Source organism: Rhizobium sp. ZX09, assembly GCF_017357485.1.
GTDB lineage: Bacteria > Pseudomonadota > Alphaproteobacteria > Rhizobiales > Rhizobiaceae > Agrobacterium > Agrobacterium pusense.
This window is the reverse complement of the sequence record NZ_CP031364.1, coordinates 48758-69442: the sequence shown is the minus strand read 5'-3', so window position 1 is coordinate 69442 and position 20685 is coordinate 48758. Positions and strand designations below refer to the sequence as shown.

General features: G+C 59.2%; 18 protein-coding genes. 8 read left to right on the top strand and 10 right to left on the bottom strand.

What is annotated here, in order from left to right:
- The first annotated feature begins 69 nt into the window (after positions 1-69).
- The 7 genes from BTN45_RS14970 to BTN45_RS14940 all read left to right on the top strand — a co-directional run bounded on the left by BTN45_RS14970 (position 70) and on the right by BTN45_RS14940 (position 8313).
- The gene (locus BTN45_RS14970) at positions 70-1362 is read left to right on the top strand and encodes an ABC transporter substrate-binding protein (RefSeq protein WP_022562627.1); all 1293 of its coding nucleotides are present in this window, start codon (positions 70-72) and stop codon (positions 1360-1362) included.
- 181 nt (positions 1363-1543) lie between these two features.
- The gene (locus tag BTN45_RS14965) at positions 1544-2473 is read left to right on the top strand and encodes a transcriptional regulator (protein ID WP_004444928.1); all 930 of its coding nucleotides are present in this window, start codon (positions 1544-1546) and stop codon (positions 2471-2473) included.
- A 122-nt stretch (positions 2474-2595) separates the two neighbouring features.
- Positions 2596-4107, top strand: a complete 1512-nt coding sequence (locus tag BTN45_RS14960; RefSeq protein WP_006700548.1) for an alpha-N-arabinofuranosidase — start codon at positions 2596-2598, stop codon at positions 4105-4107.
- A 7-nt stretch (positions 4108-4114) separates the two neighbouring features.
- Positions 4115-5188 carry an ABC transporter ATP-binding protein gene (locus BTN45_RS14955; protein ID WP_112636331.1) on the top strand — a complete coding sequence of 358 codons (1074 nt, stop codon included), beginning with the start codon at positions 4115-4117 and terminating at the stop codon, positions 5186-5188.
- Between the two features lie 75 nt (positions 5189-5263).
- Positions 5264-6538: an extracellular solute-binding protein gene (locus BTN45_RS14950; protein ID WP_207589813.1), complete on the top strand. Its 1275-nt coding sequence runs from the start codon at positions 5264-5266 to the stop codon at positions 6536-6538.
- 66 nt (positions 6539-6604) lie between these two features.
- A complete protein-coding gene (locus BTN45_RS14945; protein ID WP_207589806.1) occupies positions 6605-7489 on the top strand; it encodes a sugar ABC transporter permease in 885 nt (294 codons plus the stop codon).
- Complete coding sequence (locus BTN45_RS14940) at positions 7486-8313, top strand: carbohydrate ABC transporter permease (protein WP_004444918.1); 828 nt, start codon at positions 7486-7488, stop codon at positions 8311-8313. The genes BTN45_RS14945 and BTN45_RS14940 overlap by 4 nt, the downstream gene beginning before the upstream one ends.
- 12 nt (positions 8314-8325) lie before the next feature.
- Here BTN45_RS14940 and BTN45_RS14935 read toward each other — a convergent pair whose 3' ends face one another.
- From BTN45_RS14935 to BTN45_RS14890, 10 genes are all read right to left on the bottom strand, one after another.
- Positions 8326-9060: an ABC transporter ATP-binding protein gene (locus BTN45_RS14935; RefSeq protein WP_207589804.1), complete on the bottom strand. Its 735-nt coding sequence runs from the start codon at positions 9058-9060 to the stop codon at positions 8326-8328.
- Entirely contained in the window at positions 9057-9926 is an 870-nt protein-coding gene (locus tag BTN45_RS14930) for an ABC transporter permease (RefSeq protein WP_207589802.1), read from the bottom strand. Before BTN45_RS14930 ends, BTN45_RS14935 begins: the two co-directional genes overlap by 4 nt.
- A complete protein-coding gene (locus BTN45_RS14925; RefSeq protein WP_207589800.1) occupies positions 9923-10918 on the bottom strand; it encodes an aliphatic sulfonate ABC transporter substrate-binding protein in 996 nt (331 codons plus the stop codon). The genes BTN45_RS14930 and BTN45_RS14925 overlap by 4 nt, the downstream gene beginning before the upstream one ends.
- 151 nt (positions 10919-11069) lie before the next feature.
- Positions 11070-12395 carry an LLM class flavin-dependent oxidoreductase gene (locus BTN45_RS14920; RefSeq protein WP_022562620.1) on the bottom strand — a complete coding sequence of 442 codons (1326 nt, stop codon included), beginning with the start codon at positions 12393-12395 and terminating at the stop codon, positions 11070-11072.
- A gap of 300 nt (positions 12396-12695) precedes the next feature.
- Positions 12696-13817: a sn-glycerol-3-phosphate import ATP-binding protein UgpC gene (locus BTN45_RS14915; RefSeq protein WP_207589798.1), complete on the bottom strand. Its 1122-nt coding sequence runs from the start codon at positions 13815-13817 to the stop codon at positions 12696-12698.
- Positions 13818-13850: 33 nt separating this feature from the next.
- Positions 13851-14735 carry an ABC transporter permease subunit gene (locus BTN45_RS14910; RefSeq protein WP_207589796.1) on the bottom strand — a complete coding sequence of 295 codons (885 nt, stop codon included), beginning with the start codon at positions 14733-14735 and terminating at the stop codon, positions 13851-13853.
- A 7-nt stretch (positions 14736-14742) separates the two neighbouring features.
- Entirely contained in the window at positions 14743-15633 is an 891-nt protein-coding gene (locus BTN45_RS14905) for a sugar ABC transporter permease (protein WP_004444905.1), read from the bottom strand.
- Positions 15634-15712: 79 nt separating this feature from the next.
- Positions 15713-17056, bottom strand: a complete 1344-nt coding sequence (locus BTN45_RS14900) for an extracellular solute-binding protein (protein WP_004444904.1) — start codon at positions 17054-17056, stop codon at positions 15713-15715.
- Positions 17057-17317: 261 nt separating this feature from the next.
- Positions 17318-17791, bottom strand: coding sequence for a VOC family protein (locus BTN45_RS14895; protein ID WP_207589794.1), 474 nt, complete (start codon positions 17789-17791; stop codon positions 17318-17320).
- A 130-nt stretch (positions 17792-17921) separates the two neighbouring features.
- Entirely contained in the window at positions 17922-18512 is a 591-nt protein-coding gene (locus tag BTN45_RS14890) for a methyltransferase (RefSeq protein ID WP_207589792.1), read from the bottom strand.
- Between the two features lie 264 nt (positions 18513-18776).
- Between BTN45_RS14890 and BTN45_RS14885 the strand changes: the two genes are divergently transcribed.
- On the top strand, positions 18777-20558 hold the full coding sequence (locus tag BTN45_RS14885) for a PAS domain-containing methyl-accepting chemotaxis protein (RefSeq protein ID WP_207589790.1): 1782 nt from the start codon (positions 18777-18779) through the stop codon (positions 20556-20558).
- Positions 20559-20685 lie beyond the last annotated feature (127 nt).

Below are 20685 nucleotides of genomic sequence, written 5' to 3'. Positions count from 1 at the left end.
TTGCAAACAGAGAAAATTTGCAAGAATTTAAGTGATATCAGAAAAATTTGCAAAACGCGGGAGGAGCAGATGCAAATGATTGATAGACGCGGGTTTTTGGTGACGGCGGCGCTGGCGAGCCTGGGTGCTGCGGCGGGCGGTTTTCGCGCGGCTGCGGCTGAAACCCGGCTTCGTTGCGTGTGGTGGGGATCTGCCGATCGCAGCAAGCGCACCAACGATGTGATCGCTCTTTACCAGAAGGCCAATCCGCAGACCGAGATCAGCGGGGAAATGATCGCCGGTTCCGATTACTGGACCAAGCTTGCGACATCGATGGCCGGGCGAAACGTCGCCGATATCTTCCAGCTTGAACCCTCCACCATCGCCGATTATTCGGGTCGAGGCGCCTGCATGGAGCTGGATCAGTTCGTCGGCAAGTCGCTTGATCTTTCCACCTTCGGCAAAAGCGAGATCGATCTCTGCCGTATCGACGGCAAGCTTTACGGCGTCGGCCTCGGGCTGAATTCCTTCTGCATGATGTATGACGCCGACACGCTGAAAGAAGCGGGTGTTTCCGTTCCACAGGATCAGATCACCTGGAAGGCGCTTGCTGAACTGGCGCGCGATTTCAAGAAGAACGGCCCGGCGAAGCGCAACTATTGGGCCGTACCCTATGGCGCGCGTTATCATTATGTCTTCGATGTCTGGCTGCGCCAGCGCGGCAAGCTTCTGTTTCAGGACGGCACCATCGGCTTCAACAAGGAAGATGCCAAGGAATGGTTCGCCTATTGGGAGGACCTGCGCGAGAACAAGCTTTGCGTTTCCGCCGATATCCAGACGCGTGACGACAATACCATCGAATCCAATGCGCTGACGCTTGGCAATTCGGCCATTGGTTTTGCCTATTCCAACCAGCTTGTCGGTTACCAGAAACTCAACAAGCAAACGCTGTCCATCGGCATGCTGCCGGGTGAGGGGCCGGGCAAGCCGACCGGGCATTATTATCGGCCGGGCCTCATCTGGTCCATCTCGTCCACTTCGACCAACGCGGAAGCGGCGGCGAAATTCATCAACTTCTTCGTCAACGATCTGGAAGCAGGCAAGGTACTCGGCGTCGAGCGCGGCGTGCCGCCCGCCAAGGTCGTGCGCGAGGCATTGTTGCCGACGCTCAACGAGACCGAGCGCAAGACGGTGGATTACATTGAGAGCCTGTCGGGCAAGCTCGATCCCTATCCGGAGCCCGCCCCGATCGGCGCCAATGAGTTCGACCGCGGCGTGATGCGCCCCATCGCCGATTCGCTCGCCTTCGGCCGCGCCACCGTGGATGAAGCAGCGCAAAATCTCGTCGACACCGGCACGCGGACCCTGCGCAAGCGCGGCTGACGACGAAAGGGCATCGCCGCGCGGTCTCGCAGCCGCGTGGCGATGCCTTTTTCATGAAGCGAGGGCGGTGAATCCCGCTTTCCGCCGTTTGGAAACGCCTGCATGGCAAACAGCACTGGACAAGTGCATGGCATTTAAGCCAGAAATTCTGATCTGGATCGATAAATCTGAAGATTAGAATATGGCGCCCAATTTCCTTCTCGTTGATGCTGAAAAAGAATTCGATGTGCTGAAAGCGGCCGCATCGCTGATCCGCGTGCAGATTTTGAAGCTCTTGCACGAGGCGAGCGGTCTCAATGTCAACGAAATTGCGCAGAGGCTGGATTTGCCCCAGTCCACCGTTTCCGCCGGCGTGGCCGTTCTGGAGGAGGCGGGGTTGCTGCGAACCGAGACGCGCAAGGCGCGCAAGGGCAGCCAGAAAATCTGCTTTGCCACCTGTGACGAACTCATCGTTTCCTTCCGAAAACCCGAAACCCCGGCGACCTCAAACTATATTGCCGTGGCGATGCCTCTCGGTCTTTACACGCAAAGTTCGGTAACGGCGCCCTGTGGCATCTGCTCGCCGGAGGGCATTATCGGGCTTCTGGATGTGCCCGATACGTTCATGGATCCGGACCGCATGAAGACGGCCTTGTTATGGCTGACATCGGGTTTCGTCGAGTATCAGTTCCCCAATAACGCCAAGATTCAGGGGCGGGAGGTCGAGGAAGTCGAGTTTTCCATGGAGGTCAGTTCAGAGGTTCCCGGAACCCACAGCAACTGGCCGTCGGACATCACCCTGTCCGTCAACGGCAGGGAAATCGGCGTCTGGACGTCGCCCGGCGATTTCGGAGACAAGCGGGGAACATTTACGCCGGACTGGTGGAAGCTGTCCGGTTCGCAATACGGTATGCTGAAAACATGGCGGATTACCGCCCAGGGAACCTTTGTGGATGGCACCCGGATTTCGGATGTGACGCTCGCGGATATCGATCTGACCAGCCACCGTTCCATCCGTCTGCGCATCGAGGTCAAGGCGGATGCGAAACATCCGGGCGGGCTGAACATATTTGGCCGCGGGTTCGGAAATTACGACCAGGACATCGTTTTACGCCTGCGAACGGCTGCCTGATCCAGCAAATTTAATAAGTATGATTTTCGCGGTTGACAGGCGCGGATTCCCTCGGCAACTATATTATCAAATGTGGTCTATACCATATTTCACGATATAAATGCGCATGGGAGGAGAGCCTTATGAAAGCGCGGGTTTCAGTCCACCGGGACTTCCGGATTGGGCGTATCGACGATCGTCTTTATTCCGCCTTCATCGAACATATGGGGCGCGCCATATACGGCGGCATCTACGAGCCGGGCCATCCTCAGGCGGATGAAAACGGCTTTCGCAAGGACGTTCTGAAATTCGTGCAGGACCTGAAGATCCCGGCCATCCGTTATCCGGGCGGCAACTTCGTTTCGGCCTATCGCTGGGAAGACGGCATTGGGCCGCGCGACCAGCGTCCCATCCGTCTCGATCTCGCCTGGCGCTCCAAGGAAACCAACCAGATCGGCATCAATGAATTCGCCGACTGGGCGCAGATGGCCGGCATCGAGATGATGCTCGCCGTCAATCTCGGCTCCCGTGGTCTGGACGACGCCCGCAACTTCCTCGAATACGTCAACTTCCCCGGCGGTACGACGCTCAGCGATCTGCGCCGCAGCCATGGCGCCGAAAAACCGCATGGCGTGAAAATGTGGTGCCTTGGCAACGAAATGGACGGTCCCTGGCAGATCGGTCACAAAACGGCGGTGGAGTACGGGCGTCTCGCCAACGAAACCGCCAAGGCCTTCAAGGGTTTCGACCCGACAATTGAAGCGATTGTCTGCGGCAGCTCCAATGACGGCATGCCCACTTATCCCGAATGGGAGCGGGAAGTGCTGGAGGAGTGCTATGAAAATGTGGATCACATCTCGCTGCACAAATATTTCGGCAACAACAGCCGCGACACGCTGAATTATTTCGGCAAGATCGAGGAAACCGGACGCTACATCCAGACGATTGCGGGCGTCATCGATTATGTGAAGGCGAAGAAGCGCGCCAAGAACGACGTCTCCATCTGCTTCGACGAATGGAACGTCTGGTATCACATCCGCGAAGAAGACGGCAAACGCATCAAGAGCTGGGACTGGCCAGAAGCGCCCGCACTTCTCGAAGAGACATACAATTTCGAGGACGCGCTGTTCGTGGCGGGTCTGCTCAACGAGTTCATCCGCCGTTCGGATCGGGTGCGCATCGCCTGCATCGCGCAGCTCGTCAATGTCATCGCGCCCATCCGTGCCGAGAAGAACGGCCCGGCATGGCGTCAGACGATCTATTATCCATACCAGTTCGCTTCGCTTTATGGCCGTGGCGTCGCGCTGAATGTCGCCGTTGATTGCCCGACCTATGACTGCAATGCGGCCGATGACGTCAAATATCTCGATGTCGCCGGTGTCTATGACGAGGCGGAAGGCATGGTGACATTGTTCGTGTTGAACCGGCACTTGACCGAGGCCGCCGACCTCGATGTCAGCCTCACCGGTTTCTCGTCGGCCACGCTCGATCTGCATCTGGCCATGGCGGGATATGATCTGCGTGTCGGTAATGGCCCGGATCAGCCGGATCGTGTCGTGCCGGTACCGGGCAGCGGTGTCGGCGTCGAAGACGGAGCGCTGAAGGGCTCCGTGCCGGCGCTGTCTTATCATGTGCTGCGTCTGAAGGTTCAGTGAGGCGGCCATGGGTGTCCGTCTCAACAATATTGCCAAGTCCTTCGGCTCCTTCGCGGCGATCCGGGATGTCTCGATGGACATCCCGACCGGCAGCTTCGCGGTCTTCGTCGGGCCTTCCGGCTGCGGAAAATCCACGCTGCTGCGGATGATTGCCGGTCTTGAAGAGACCAGCGGCGGACGCATAGCCATCGACGACCGTGATGTCACGGCCGTCGAGCCGGCGGATCGCGGCGTTGCGATGGTTTTCCAGAACTACGCCCTCTATCCGCATCTGACGGTGTTCGAGAACATGGCGTTCAGCCTGCGTCTTGCCCGCCGGCCGAAGGCGGAGGTGAATGAGAGGGTGGGCGAGGCGGCCCGCATTCTGCAGCTGGAAGATCATCTGCAGAAAAAACCGTCGCAGCTTTCCGGTGGACAGCGCCAGCGCGTCGCCATCGGCCGCGCCATCGTTCGACAGCCGAAGGTCTTCCTGTTCGATGAGCCGCTTTCGAACCTCGATGCGGAGTTGCGCGTGCAGATGCGGCTGGAGCTGACCCGGCTTCACCGCAAGCTGGGTGCCACAATGATCTATGTCACCCATGATCAGGTGGAGGCCATGACGCTCGCGGACAAGATCTTCGTGTTGAAGGGCGGCGTCGTGCAGCAGGCGGGCGCTCCGCTCACCCTCTATGACGATCCTGATAACCGGTTCGTCGCGGGCTTCATCGGCTCACCGGCGATGAACTTCCTGCAGGCGGACGTCGTCGGACAGCACGAAGGCGTCGTGACGCTTTCGCCCGATGGCGGGCATGGACATATCGAGGCGCGGCTCTCGCAACCCGTCTCCGCCGGGCAGCGTGTCGAGATCGGGATCCGGCCCGAGCATCTGATCATAACACAGGACGGTGCCTTGCCGGTCGTCGTCGAGGTCGCGGAAGAGCTGGGCGACGTCTCCTACCTCTATACCCGCACCAGGGCCGGCAGGGAAATCATCGTGCAGCGCCAGGGCTCGCGCGAGAGCCTGGATGGCCGTCCGGTTTCGCTCACCGCCGCGCCCGACCACATCATGGTTTTCGACAGCGACGGCAGAAGGTTGCGATAGGCGCGAGGAGGCGCCTGTCGATGCAGCAGACCATCCCCGATGGGGTGTTTTCAAAGAAAACGGGAGGAGTGAACGATGCGACTGATCAAGACATTGCTTGTTGGCACGGTTCTGGGTTTGACCGCCCTGCCGGCGCTGGCCAGACAGGATATCGTCTGGTGGGATTTCCTGTCCGGCGGTGACGGCGTGCGCATGAAGGCGCTGATCGATGCCTTCAACAAGGAACATCCTGATATTCAGGTGAAGGGAACGACGCTCGAATGGGGCGTGCCCTTCTATACCAAGGTGCGGACCGCTTCTGCCGTCGGCGAAGGACCTGACGTCATGACCTATCACCTGTCCCGTGCGCCGCTGGCGCTGCAGGAAAAGGTGCTGAGCGAGATTACCGACAAGGATCTTGAGGATGCGGGCCTGAAGAAGGACGATTTCTTCAGTGCGCCGCTCGATGCGGCCACCCATGACGGCAAGCTTTATGCCGTACCTTTCGATATTCACGCGCTGGTTCTCTATTACAATGCCGATCTTCTCAAAGGCTCGCCTTATATCGATGCCGAAGGCAAGCTGACCGGTATCAAGACGATAGACGACTTCGAGAAGGCGCTGGCCTGGGCCAAGGAAAAAGGCGTCGAAACGCCGGTCACGTATCAATCCGGCGGAGAAGCCGGTGTCTGGCGCGTCTTTTACACCTTGTTCTCGCAGCAGGGTGGTGAACTCGTCACCAATGGCGAGGTGCTGGCCGGCGACAATGCGGAGAAGGCCGCCAAGGCTATCGATACCATGTCGAAATGGCGCGAAAACGGCTGGGCGCCGGAGCAGGCGGAATATCCCGCTTCCGTCGCGCTCTTCTCCGCCGGAAAATCCGCCTTCCAGCTGAACGGCGTCTGGGAAGTGCCGACCTACAAGGACCTGGAAAAGAACAACAAGCTGGGCTTCAAATGGAGCGCGGTCGAGGTTCCGCCCTTCATGGGTAAACGCGCTACATGGGCGGATTCACACGCCTTTGCCATTCCCAACCAGGGTGACAAGACCGTTTCCGGCGAAAAACGCGCCGCGGTGATGAAGGTAATCGGCTGGATGGAAAAACACGCCATCAGCTGGGCCGATGCCGGCCATATCCCGGCCTATAAATCGATCACCGAGGGCAGCGATTACAAGGCGATGCAGCCGAACGCCACCTATGCGTCACTTGCGGAAGCAGCCGTGTTCGATCCGAAAACGACGATCACGGGTGTCGCTTCGCCTGCCTATGATGCCGCGCTCAACGTCATCGCTCCGGCCATTCAGGGCTTCATGAGCGGCAAGGATGCGGTGGAGCAGATCAAGGAAGAGCTGCAAAGCAAGCTGAAGTGACAGGAGCCGGCCCTCCGGTCTCTGGCCGGAGGGCGCCTGCAATGCGTGAAGTCCCGGAGACAGTCCATGGCTATGATTGAAAACCGGCGCAAGAAATCGCTGATCGCGCTGTCGATGGTGACGCCGTTCATCGTGGTCTTCGCCACCTTCTTCCTTTATCCGCTGATCGAGATGGTGCGCATGAGTTTCACCGATGCGCCCCTGATCGGTGATGGAAACTGGGTCGGGTTTGCAAACTACGCAAAGCTGCTGAGCGACCGCCTTTTTATCACGTCGCTGAAGAACAACGGTTATTTTGTGCTTCTGACCGTGGTCCCGACGACCGTCATCGCGCTGATGATCGCTCTTGCCGTCAGCCGCCTGTCGGGTGTCAAACAGACGGTTGCGATGAGCCTGTTTTTCTTGCCCTATGTCTTGCCTGTATCGGTCGTCACGGAAATCTGGACGTGGATGCTCGATCTTCAGTTCGGCGTTCTTCAGCCGGTAATTTCCCTGTTTGCCGGAAAACCGGTCGCGGTCTTCAAGAATCCCTATTGGGTCATGCCGATGGTCGCTGTCGTCACCATCTGGTGGACCAACGGTTTCAACGTATTGCTATTCATCGCGGGTCTTCGCAACATTCCCGCCGAGCTTTATGAGGCCGCCTCGCTCGATGGCGCAACGACGTGGCAACGCTTCTGGCGCGTGACCTGGCCGCTATTATGGCCCGTGACAGCCCTCGTGCTGACCCTTCAATTGATCCTGCAACTGAAGATATTCGACCAGATTTATCTCCTGAGCGGCGGCGGCCCTTTCAACTCAAGCTTTGTGATGCTTCTAAAGGTCTATCGTGAAGCCTTCCAGCTCAACAATGGCGGTTATGCCTCTGCCGTCGCGACCGTGCTGTTCCTGCTGATTGTCATCGTTTCCATTCTCCAGTTCCAGTTGCTGCGCATCCGGAGGAACTCATGAGCCTCACCCGAAGACTAGAAAACATCATCCTGACCGTGCTGACCTTCTCGGCGGCGCTGGTGTGGATATTTCCGCTCTACTGGACCTTCGTCACCTCCATTCGCTCGGATGAGAATGTTGCAGGGAACACCTTGCTGATACCCGACGAGTTCCGGCTGAGCGCCTATGTGAACGCCATCTTCAACACGCAGTTGATGAACTGGTATATCAACTCGGTCGGCACGGCGGCGATCGTTACCGTGTCGGTACTTCTTATCTCGATGCTGTGCGCCTATGCCCTCTCGCAGATACGGTTTCCGGGCCGACGCCTGCTCTATGGCATCGTGCTGGCGAGTTTCATGGTGCCGGCGCAGACGCTTGTCGTCACGCAGTTCATCCTGATGAAAAACCTTAACCTCATCAACACCTGGGCAGGCATCATCCTGCCGCAGCTCATCACGCCCATCGTCATCATCGTCTACAAGCAGTTCTTCGACAGCGTGCCGAAGGAGATGCGCGAGGCTGTGGTTCTGGATGGCGGCGGTGAGTATACGATCCTTTTCAAGGTCTACCTGCCGCTTAACTGGGGCATTACGACCGCCATGGCGATCGTGACATTCATCACGGTCTGGAACGCCTTCTTCTGGCCCTTCCTCGTCGTTACCTCGGAAAACATGATGACGATCCCGGTCGGCATCACCCAGGTCAATGACACATTCGGCGTTGCCTATGCACGGCTGATGGCCATTGCCATGCTTGCCGCGCTGCCGGTCATCATCGCCTATGTCATCTTCCAGCGGCGGGTAACGGAAGCCATCATGATCTCGTCCGGTGTGAAAGGGTGAGGGGGCGCACGATCAGATGACATGCGCCTTGTGCAGGGCCGTCAGCACGTCATTCTTGAGGGTTGCCAGCCGAGGTGAGCGCCGGTCACGGGGGCGTGGCACGTCCACCTCGATCTCCTCCTGTATGCGACCGTCATGGGCACCCATCATGTAAATCCGGTCGCCGAGATAGAGAGCCTCATCGATATCGTGGGTGACGAGAAGGAATGAGATGCCGCGCTGTTCGACAAGCTTCAGAACAAGGTCCTGAAGCTTCATCCGCGTGAAGGCATCGACCGCGCTGAAGGGTTCATCGAGCAGCAGGATACGCGGTTGCGTATAGAGCGCCCGAGCAATGGCGACACGCTGCGCCATGCCGCCGGAAAGCGCCTTTGGCAGCGCCGCGCCGTGGCCGCTGAGGCCGACGTCGTCGATCAGCCCTTCAACCCGCTGCACGTCGAATTTCTTGCCGGCCGCATAGCCGATATTTTCGGCAACCGTCAGCCAGGGCATCAGGCGGGGTTCCTGAAAGACGAAGGCGATCGGCGGCGTGTCCGTCGCACCGTCTTCTTGCGCCGTGTTGATCGTCACTGCGCCGGCAAATCGCCTGTCCAGACCTGCGGCGATGCGCAGCAGCGTGCTCTTTCCGCAGCCGCTTGGCCCGAGAAGAACCGCCGCTTCGCCATCGCCGAGCCCCAGATGAATGTCCTGAAGGACAACGGTATCGCCGAAGGCCTTTTCGCGCACGTCTACCTGAAGCAGGCTCATCGCAACCGCCCTCCTTCCTGCAGGGGATAGGTATCGCGCCAGCGCAGGCAGCGTTCCTCGACGATCTTGAACAGGCTGTCGGATATCTTGCCGAGCACCGCAAGGCAGATGATGGCGATCATCACCAGATCGGGACGCGACAGCTCCCGCCCGTCCGAAAGCATGTAGCCGATCCCTTCGGATGCGGCCAGAAGCTCGGCTGCCACGACGCTCAGCCAGGCGAGGGACAGCCCGTAACGCAGGCCGGTGAAAAGATGAGGCAGGGAGGCCGGGATAAAAATTCGCCAGACCAGTACGGGCAGGGGCTGGCGATACATTTCCCCCACTTCCACAAGTTTGCGATCCACATTGCGGATGCCGGAGAACAGGTTGAGATAGACCGGGAAAAACGCGCTCTTGGCGATCAGGACGATTTTAGAGGTTTCGCCGATGCCGAACCAGATCATCAGCAGCGGCACCCAGGCGAGGCTCGGAACCGCGCGCAGGGCCTGGAACGTGGGCTCCAGATAACGCTCGGCGGCAACGACCAGCCCAACCAGCGATCCAACGATGACCGCAAGCACCGAGCCGATGACGAAGCCGACGAAAACCCGGGCGGTGCTTGCGGCGACATTGGTCCAGAGAGGTCCTTCAGCAAGCCGCAAAAACGTATCGTAGAGTTCCGACGGCGGCGGCAGCACATAAGGACTCACCCAGCCCATGCGAACAAAAAGCTCGAGCAGCAGCAAAGACCCGACCGGCACGATCGCGCCGCGCAGGTCGAACCGCGTGAAGAAAGCCACCACCTTTTGCACAAGCGTCAATCGGGAAGGAGACTGTCTGGATGGCTGTCTCACGCGCTGAAATTCGCGCGGATGGGAATTCATGCGCCCAGCACCTTTTTCGCCGGAGCCGGGTCTATCAATGACGCAAGAACATTGTCGACATTGACGCCCGGACGCAGGACGTCGTCGCCAAGCAGCGGGGTAACGATACGGATCGAATTCAGCAGTTCTTCACCCGGGACGGGGTCGTTCCAGTCACGCTTGTTGATGGTAAGTTCCGTGATCTTGGGATCGTTGCCCGTGACCTTCGTGACGAAATCGATGAATTCGCCGTTATTATCGCGGATCCATTTCTGCGTCTGCACCCACACGCCAAGCAGACGCTCTACCGCGCGCGGGTGTTTTGCCAGGAACGCCTCCGATACGCTGAAGACACTGCCGTCGCGCCAGCTACGCTCATCGAAAATTGCCCTGTCGCCGGCAAGCTCGGCCTGGGAGGTGTGCGGATCGATACCGACCCAGGCATCCACCTGTCCCTGCTGCAGCGCATTGAATCCCTCCGGGTGCTGCAGGTTTACAACCTTGAGATCATCGACTGACAGCTTGTTTTGAGCAAGCGCGCGGACAAGGGTGAAATAGGGAGCCGTGCCCTTGGTGACGGCAATGGTCTTACCCTTGAGATCGGCCACCGTCTTTACCGGCGAATCCGGACGCACCTGAATGATGGACGAACCGCCCCAGCTTGCTACATAAATGACTTTCAGCGGCACGCCGTTGGCGCGGGCAAGAAAGGCCGAAAGCGCCGCGGAACCGGCGAAATCGGTCGAGCCGACCTTGAGGAACTCCAGCGAGTTGTTGCTGCCGCGCGATTGTACCCAGGTGATCTTGGTGCCGACATCCTTGAACGCTTCCTCAAGCCAGCCCTTGTTCTTTATCAGCAGGGTGTGGGACGAATAAAATCCCCAGTCCAGCTTCAGCTCTGCCGGAAATTCCGGCGTGCTCTGCGCCAGCGCACCGCGAGTTGCAAGCGGCGCGGCAAGTGCGCCGGCAATACCGAGCTTGAGGATATGGCGGCGGGAATGTTCGGCCTTCATTTAATTCACCTATTTTATGGATTTTATGTACATAAAGGCTAAAGGCAGGGGTTTTTGTGGTCAATACGCACCTCTGGAACCCCATGCCAAACTTTGAAAGCGGCGTGGAAAATCTCCCTAAATCCGGACGGATCGGCGCGACATCTCGTTATCAAGCGAAGAAGCGGTTGACCGGGCGGTGCAGTCCGAGATGATCGCGCAATGTCGGACCCTCGTAGTCCGTTCGGAACAGTCCGCGCTTTTGCAGTTCCGGCACGACCAGCGTGGTGAAATCGTCAAGGCCGGCGGGCAGGAAGGGGAAGGTGACGTTGAAGCCGTCCGAGCCTTCCTCATGCAGCCATTGTTCCATCTCGTCGGCGATGGTTTTCGGCGTGCCGACGAAGGCGAGCCCCGCATAGCCGCCCAGCCGCTGCGCGAGTTGACGCACGGTCAGCCCTTCGCTTCTGGCAAGTTCTATCACTCTCTCGCGGCTGGATTTGCTCGCATTCGTTTCCGGAATGTCGGGCAGCGGGGCGTCGGGATCGAAACCGGACACATCGTGACCCAGCGCGATCGACAGCGATGCTATCGCGCTTTCATAGTGGACGAGGCTGTCGAGCCTGGCGCGCTTGGCTTTTGCCTCCTCGACCGTATCGCCGACAAGAACGAACGCGCCAGGGAGAATGACGATGCCATCACGCGACCGTCCGGCGGCGACCGTCCTGTCCTTTACGTCCTTGTAAAAGGCCTTGCCGGCTGCAAGGGTGGGTGTGGCCGCAAAGACCACCTCAGCGGTTTCGGCGGCGAGCTGGCGTCCGGGTTCGGATGCGCCGGCCTGAACGATGACCGGCCAGCCCTGCACCGGGCGGGCGATATTGAGCGGTCCGCGCACCGAAAATTCGGGGCCCCTGTGGTTCAGCACATGCATTTTTTCAGGGTCGAAGAACAGTCCGCTATCGACATCCCGAATGAAGGCATCGTCCGAAAATGAATCCCACAGCCCGGTGACGACATCATAGAACTCCCGCGCGCGGCCATAGCGCTCGGCGTGGTCGGGTTGATCATCACGGCCGAAATTCCGGGCGGCGTCCGGGTTCGAGGTAGTGACGATGTTCCAGCCGGCGCGGCCATTGCTGAGGTGATCGAGAGAGGCAAAACGCCGGGCCACGTGATAGGGCTCGTCGAATGTGGTGGACGCGGTGGCGACGAGACCGATGCGCTGGGTGACGGCGGCCAGGGCGGAAAGAAGCGTGAAGGGCTCGAAGGAAGTAACGGTATGGCTGCGGCGCAGCGCCTCCGTGGGCATGTTCAGGACGGCGAGATGATCGGCCATGAAGAATGCGTCGAATTTCGCAGCTTCGAGCTGCTGCGCGAAACGCGCCAGATGGGCGAAATTGAAATTGGCGTCAGGAAAGGCGCCGGGATAACGCCATGCGCCCGTGTGGAGGCTGACGGGCCTCATAAAGGCGCCGAGATGCAGTTTGCGATCATTTGCCATTGGCTTTCACTCTCTTGTCGGTGTTTCGGCGCGGACGGCTCGCTGTCGCATCCGCTGGCGGGCGCAAGCCCGCTTCTTGCTTGCGGCGACGATATCCCCGTCAGGGAATTGGCGCGGCAAAGACTATTCCGATTATGATTTCCAAACCGAAAGATTTTTCCCGGGATCGCGTTTGCGACGATGCAACCGTCACTGCCGACCGGTTGTCGCGGGCTGGTAATATGTCTGCAACTTCGTATCGTCGTGTGAAGGTCCGGCAGGTGGCCTGCCACCGGACCTCTTTTTCGGTGCCGTCCGCGTTCAGACCGCCAGAAGCGCCTCGTTGCCCGTGCGGTGGGTCTCAATGGCGCTTTCCGTTTCGATACGCTTGCCGGTAGCCGGATCGAAGAAGTGCAACTGCGCGGCCGGCAGGTCGAGATGGATGCGCTGCCCGGGCTTCACGGCCAGGTCCTCGCCGATGGCAGCGGAGAATGTTTCGCCGGCAATCTCGGCGTGTACGATGCGGCCCGATCCCAGTTCTTCGACGAAATCGACGATGGCCGGGACGCCCTCGCCATCCGCGCTGACGAGGCATTGCTCCGGGCGGATGCCGACCGTTACGTCGCGGCCGCGCAGTTCCAGTGCGGTTTCGGGGAAGAGTTTCACCGGCGTGCCGGCCAGCATGACGGCGTGGGATTCCACTTCAACCCGGGTGGTGAACAGGTTCATGGCCGGCGAACCGATGAAGGATGCAACAAAGGTGCTGGCGGGACGGTGATAGATATCGAGGGGATGACCGACCTGTTCGACGATGCCCCTGTTCATCACGACCAGCCGGTCGGCCAGCGTCATGGCTTCCACCTGGTCGTGGGTGACGAAGACGGAGGTGGCGGACAGGCGCTGGTGCAGCTTGCGGATTTCGGCGCGCATGGTGACACGCAGCTTGGCGTCGAGATTGGAGAGCGGCTCATCGAACAGGAAGACCTGCGGCTCCCGAATGATTGCCCGGGCCATGGCCACACGCTGGCGCTGGCCGCCGGAAAGCGCAGCCGGCTTGCGTTCCAGATAATCGGAAAGGCCGACAATCTTCGCCGTTTCCTCGATCCGGCGCTGGCGCTCGGCCTTGGCGACGCCAGCGACTTTCAGCGCGTAGCCGATATTGCCGGCGACGGTCATGTGCGGATAGAGCGCATAGTTCTGAAATACCATGGCGCATCCGCGCTCACGCGGCTCGAGCCTGTTGACCACGCGTCCGCCAATCGCGATTTCGCCGGAGGTGATGTCCTCCAGCCCGGCGATCATGCGCAGAAGGGTGGACTTGCCGCAGCCGGAGGGACCGAGGATGACGACGAATTCGCCGGAGCCGAAAGTGAGATCCACGCCATGCAGCGTGGGGGTCTTGCCATAGGATTTGCGGAGCTGGCGGATATCGATCTGAGCCATGATGGGAACCTTGTTGTTAAAAGCCGCGCGCCGTCACTTTTCGGACGAAACGAGACCGCGGACGAACCAGCGTTGCAGGAAGGCGACAACGAGAAGCGGCGGTGTGATGATGATGAGGGAGCCGGCCAGTGTCACGTTCCAGTCCGGAGTGCCGTCTTCGGCGGGCAGAAGGGCGCGCAGCGACATCATCACCGTCTTGTAGGAAGGATCGGTGACCATCAATAACGGCCAGAGATACTGGTTCCAGGCATAAACGAACATGATGGTGGTGAGCGCCGCCATGTTGGTTCGGGAGAGCGGCAACAGCATTTCCACGAAGAAGCGGATTGGCCCCGATCCGTCCATGCGCGCCGCTTCAGCCAGTTCGTCGGGGATGGTCATGAAGAACTGGCGGTATAGAAAGGTGCCGGTGGCGGTTGCGACCAGCGGCAGGGTGAGGCCGACATAGGAATTCAGGAGGTTCCACTCCACTGAGACCTCAATTCCGAACCATCCGAGGATGGAGCGGAATGGCTGGAAAATATCCGCGGCCACCGAATAGGTCGGCACCACGCGCACTTCCAGCGGCAGCATGAGGGTGATGAACACCGTCCAGAAGAAGATGTGCTTCAGCGGCGAGCGGAAGAACACGATGGCGAAGGCGGTAAAGGCCGAAAGGGCCACCTTGCCGATCGTGACCAGCGTGGCCATGATCATGCTGTTGAGAAGGGCGTTGCCGAGATTGGCGCGTTGCCAGGCGGTTTGGGCATTGGTGAGGAATTCGCCCTGTGGCAGAAAGCTGAACGGGATGCTGTTGACCTGAACGACAGACTGGCTGGCGCCGGCGATCACGACGAGCAGGGGACCGATGAGCAGAAGAAAACCGGCAATCATCAGCCCGTAGGTCAGGGCGTCGGCATAAGGGGTGCGCTGGATCATCGTCGCCTCACTTGTAATGGACCTGCCGCTCGACGAAGCGGAACTGGATGAAGGTGAAAATCATGATGAGGCCGATGAGGACGAGGCTCTGTGCCGAGGCGCCGGAATAGTTCAGCCCCTCGAATGCTTCGCTGACGATGCGGTAGACCATCACTTCGGTGGCGCGGTTGGGACCGCCCTCGGTGGTGGAGGCGACGATGCCGAAGGTATCCGCGCCGACGAAACCCTCCGTCATCATGATGACGGTCAGGAAGAACAGGGTCGGTGCCAACAGCGGCACCTGAATGTCGATGGCGCGGCGGACGGGCCCGGAGCCGTCCATGGCGGCTGCTTCCGTCAGCGCGCGCGGCACGGATTGCAGGCCGGCAAACAGGAAGATGAAGGTGTAACCCGCCCATTTCCAGATGAAGATGACGATGACGAGGATCAGCGCGTGCTCGCCATATTTTGCCGGGTTCCAGAAATCCGGCCACCAGGCGTTGAGCGAGGCGGCAAGCCCGCGTTCCGGCGAGAGGATGAAACGGAAAGCCATGCCCGCCGCAGGCCCGGCGATGGCGTAAGGAAGAATGTAAAGCACCCGGAAGAAGCCGGAGCCGGGAAGGGCGCGATCTACGCAAAGCGCAAGGACAAGGCCGATGAGAATGGTGAAGAACGGACCGGCGACGGCGAAGATCAGGCTGACGAGCACCGATTGCCAGTAAAGCGGATCGAAGAAGGTCTCCTTGAAATTGGCGAGCCCGACGAATTCCGCCGCACCGCCGAAGGGCGGTTCAAGTGTGAACGCCCAGTTGATGACCGCTGCCACGGGCCAATAAAAGAACAGAAAGATCAGCAGAAGCTGCGGCAGGGCGAACAGCACGGGTAACCACGTGCTCTTGAAGACGGCGCGCTTTTCCATTGAGTAACCGGCAAAAGTGGAGAACTGGACGGGCTTGCCCGGGAGATCCCGCGGGCAAGCCCCTTCAAAACGGCAAAGCTTAGTTCAGCTTGGCGCCGGCATAGGTCTTTTCGAAGCGGCGCAGGCCGGCATTGGAGCGCTCGACGGCCTTGTCGAGTTCTCCCTGAACGTCGGCATTCTGCATGAAGATGGCTTCGAGTGCCGTGGAGACTTCCTTCCGGATCTGCGTGAAGTTGCCGAGACGGATGCCGCGCGTATATTCGGAAGGCGGCGTGAAGGTCAGGCTCTCGATTGCCTTTTCACGGCCCTTATAGGGTGCCTTGTCGTAGAAGCCGTTGGCCTTCATGGCGTCGAAGCCGGTCTTGGTGACCGGGATGTAACCGGTGACCGTGGACCACCACTGAACCATCTCCGGCTGGGCGATGAAGTTGAGGAATGCTGCCGCGCCCTTGTATTCCGCTTCCGGACGGCCGGCCATGACCCACAGGGAAGCGCCACCGACGAGTGAGTTCTGCCGCTGCGTGCCCTTCCAGACCGGCAGCATGGCCACGTCCCACTTCACGCCCTCAGGCATGCCTTTGCCCACGGTGCCGTGCCCGGCAATCGAAGACATGAACATCTGGCAGGTCTGCGAGGTGAATGCGGGCAGGATGTCCATGCCGAGCTGCTTCGTCTTGACGACGAACAGCTTCTCGTCCTGCATCTTTTTGAAGAATTTCACATGGTCGACGAACTTGGTCTTGTTGATCGTCAGTTCCGCGTCGAGGCCCTGATAGCCGTTGCCTTTGGTGGCGATCGGCTGGTTATGGATGGCGGAGAACTGTTCCATCAGCATCCAGGTGTCGAAGTTGAAGGCGAGAGGGCATTCGAAACCGGCGGCTTTCAGCTTCTTCGCGGCCTCTTCAACCTGTTCCCATGTATCGGGCTTGAAGGTGATGCCGGCTTTTTCGAAAGCATCGACATTGTAATAGAAGACAGCGGTGGAGGAATTGTAGGGGAAGGAGTTCAGCTCGCCCGCAGCCGTTGCATAATAATTGGCAATGCCCGGGAAATAATTGTCCCAGTCGATCTTGTAGCCATTGTCAGCCATCAGCTTTTTCGCGGGAACGAAAGCCTTGGACAGCATCATGTCCAGCGTGCCGGCGTCGTAAATCTGGGTGATCGCCGGCTGCTTCTTGGCGCGGTAGGCGGCGATGGTGTTCTGCAGCGTGGCGTCGTAATCGTTCTGAGACGTGCAGACGATCTCGAATTCAGCCTGGGATTCGTTGAACTTCTTGCAGGTGTCCTGAACGCGTTCGCCAAGATCGCCGGAAAGGCCGTACCAGAATTCGAACTTGGTCTTTTCAGCGTGGGCAGCCGTTGCGCCGAAGGCGGCGGCTATGGCGACGCCGGCCATGAAAGAGGTTAGAGCGGAAGGTTTCATGAGTTGAGCCCCGTTGATGGAATGATGGCCTGATCGGCAGGGACGTCATGTCCTGAGCACGAAGCCACGGGCTCTGCTAACAGTCGTATTTGACGGATAGCTTACATTTTGTTGAACGTTTTATGATGACTTGCGGCGCAGCATCGTCGGCGCCGCGAAATACGATCGCTGGAAGCGCAATGCATGTATTTCTGTTTAGACGTCAGTTATTTACGTGGAAAGCGGGCGTTTCGCTACCTGATGCTGAACCGTCTGTCTCCATCAACCCCGGCGTGCGGCTTCGATGGCGGCGACGTCGATTTTCTTCATATCCATCATCGCCGTGAAGGCTCGTCTGCCTTCTGCCCCGCCGGCAGCCATGGCATCCATCAGTACCCGCGGCGTGATCTGCCAGGAGATTCCCCATTTGTCCTTGCACCAGCCGCAGGCGCTTTCCTGGCCGCCATTGCCAACGATGGCGTTCCAGTAGCGGTCGGTTTCCTCCTGATCTTCAGTCGATATCTGGAATGAAAAAGCTTCGCTGTGCTTGAATTGCGGCCTACCATTGAGGCCGATGCAGGTTACGCCTGCGACAGTGAACTGCACCATGAGGACGTCCCCCTGCTTGCCGGAGGGATAGTCGCCCGGCGCGTGATACACTTTTATAACCTCGCTATCGGGAAACGTGTCGGCATAAAAACGGGCTGCTGCCTCTGCGTCCTTGTCGTACCAGATACAGATCATGTTCTTTTGCATGGGTATGGTCCTCCGAGGTTGACGGCATCCCCCTTGCCGGCGGGTAACTCATGGGCAGATTGACGGCTCCCCATCCGGCATAAAATGCAGCCGCAGCGAAAACGTTCCGAAAACGCTACGGTGACCAGTGTCAAAGCCAGCGTCTCACCCTGCGCCGATAGGCAACATAGGCCGGGCCAAGTTCCTTTGTCAGCACGCGCTCTTCAATGTTGACCTGCAGCATCACCGCAATGATGAGGACGATGGCGACGGTGAGCTGCAGAACGGAGGTGAACACCAGAACCAATCCCGTAAACAGCACAATCTGCCCGACGAAGACGGGGTTTCTTGACATGCTGAAAGGCCCGGTATCCACGATGGTTCCGAGATGGCCTTCGGCCGCGCCGATGCGCCACGATTTGCCCATGTAACGCTGCGCGTAGAGCGCGAGCGCACTTCCCGCCAGCGCCATAACCACCCCAGCGAAGCGGATGGCTGCGCCGGTATAGTGTCGGTCCAGCAGCCAACCGGCCTGTTGCGGTTCCAGCCAGAGGGTGAAAAGCGGCAGAAGCGCGCCGAGAAGAAACGCGACACGGAAAAGCGTGGCGGGAACGGTTTGCCTTTCGCGACCCTTGGCAAAAAGCCAGACCGGTTCGCCCGTGCGCTTCGCCAGCCGGGCCGTCAGCCATAAGAAGCCGCCGATATAGGTCCACACCGCAAGCACTGCCACAAGATCAATCATGTCTCCCCCAAATATATTGCCCAGGCCGGAAGCGGGCTCCCGACTCGGAACAAATGTATCAATGGAACTATTGCATCGCCCTGTCTTCGACTACGGGGACAGGTGTGAAATTTCAAAAAACGAACCAATGAATGGAAATTTCGCTGGAGTACGCACGCGCATCGGACGAAAATAAAATTATCATTAAATATCAATTAATACTGAAATTATAATATGCGTGAATAATTTTGGATGGAAACTTCCTGTTTTATCGGAGAAGCGCGCTTGAGTGTTCTTGATCGTGGTGCCAATGCTTTCGCGGTTCTCGCCGCGCTTTCCAAATCCCAGGCCATCATAGAATTCGACCTTTCGGGAAAGATTCTTGCCGCCAATGAGAATTTCTGTCGGGCTCTGGGTTACGAACTTTCGGAAATCCTCGGCAGGCATCACAGCATGTTCGTCGAACCCGCCGTCATGGCTTCGGCGGATTACAAGGGCTTCTGGGCAAAACTTGCTGCCGGTCAGTTCGATCAGCAGCAGTATAAGCGTATCGGCAAGGGCGGCAGGGAGGTCTGGATCGAGGCTTCCTATAACCCGGTGTTTCGCCGCGGCAAGCCGGTGAAGGTGGTGAAGATCGCTACAGACATCACCGCACGCAAGCTGAAGGCGGCGGAAGACGCCGGCAAGATCGACGCCCTTTCCCGGGCGCAGGCCATCATCGAATTCTCGCCGAACGGCGAAATCCTAACTGCCAACGAGAATTTTCTGACGGCGCTGGGCTATTCTCTGGCGGAAGTGCAGGGCCGGCATCATTCCATGTTCTGCGAGCCGGCCTATACACAGTCACCGGCCTACAGGCAGTTCTGGGAAAGGCTCGCCGGCGGCGATCTGGTGGCGGATGAATTCATGCGTCTTGGCAAGGGCGGCCGCAAGGTCTTCATCCAGGCTTCCTATAATCCGATCTTCGATCTGAATGGGAAAGTGTTCAAGGTCGTCAAATTCGCGACCGATGTGACCGGCCGTGTCGAGAATGTCGAAAAGCTGGCGCAGTGCCTTACAGACCTTGCCGAAGGCGATCTTGCCCAGAGCATCGACACGCCTTTCATTCCCTCGCTTGAACGGCTGCGCACGGATTTCAACGCGGCTTCGGAAAAGCTCAAGCGGGCCATGACGCGGGTGTCTGAAAATGCCGGCGCCATTTCTTCCGGGTCGAATGAAATACGATCCGCGGCAGATGATCTTGCCAGACGGACGGAGCAGCAGGCGGCTTCGATAGAGGAGACCGCTGCCGCGCTTGAAGAGGTCACCACCGCAGTCGGTGATTCAAGCCGTCGGGCGGAAGAAGCCGGCAGGATCGTTGCCCGTGCCCGCGACCATGCCGAACATTCAGGCCAAGTGGTGCGCGATGCCATAGGCGCCATGGATCAGATTGAAAAATCATCGCGGGAAATCTCGAGCATCATCGGCGTGATCGACGAAATTGCTTTCCAGACCAATCTTCTGGCGCTTAATGCGGGCGTGGAAGCGGCCCGTGCAGGCGAGGCAGGCAAGGGTTTTGCCGTTGTCGCGCAGGAGGTGCGCGAGCTTGCGCAGCGCTCGGCGACGGCTGCAAAGGAAATCAAGAACCTGATCAACGCTTCGGGCAAGCAGGTGGAAAACGGCGTCGGCCTCGTCACCAGGGCGGGTTCGGCGCTGCAGGAAATCGCAGAGCAGGTCCGCGACATCAATACCAATGTGGCGGCGATCGTGGATGCGGCCCGCGAACAGTCCACGGCGCTTGCCGAAATCAATCAGGCGGTCAACAGCGTGGATCAGGCTACCCAGCAGAACGCCGCGATGGTGGAGGAGCAGACGGCCGCAAGCCACAGCCTCGCGCGGGAGGCCGCGGCCCTGTTCGAGCTCCTTGGCCAGTTCCGGTTCGAGGAGACTGCGCGTCATGCGGCCTCTACGCGCAGCTGGTCGGACCAGCCCGGCGCCGCCGCCCCGCGCCGCCCGCTATCCCGCCCGCCGGGCGTGCGTGGCGCATCGAGCGCGGCTGTCGCGCGTGAGGAATGGCAGGACTTTTAGAGGCATCTGGGGTTCCCTTCCATCCCCTGCGGGCCTTGGCATGGGGGCCATGAAACGTCTGAAACCGAAATCGATCCATGCAAGTGCGGGGTATAGGCATATCGTCGCGATTGTCGGATAATCGACG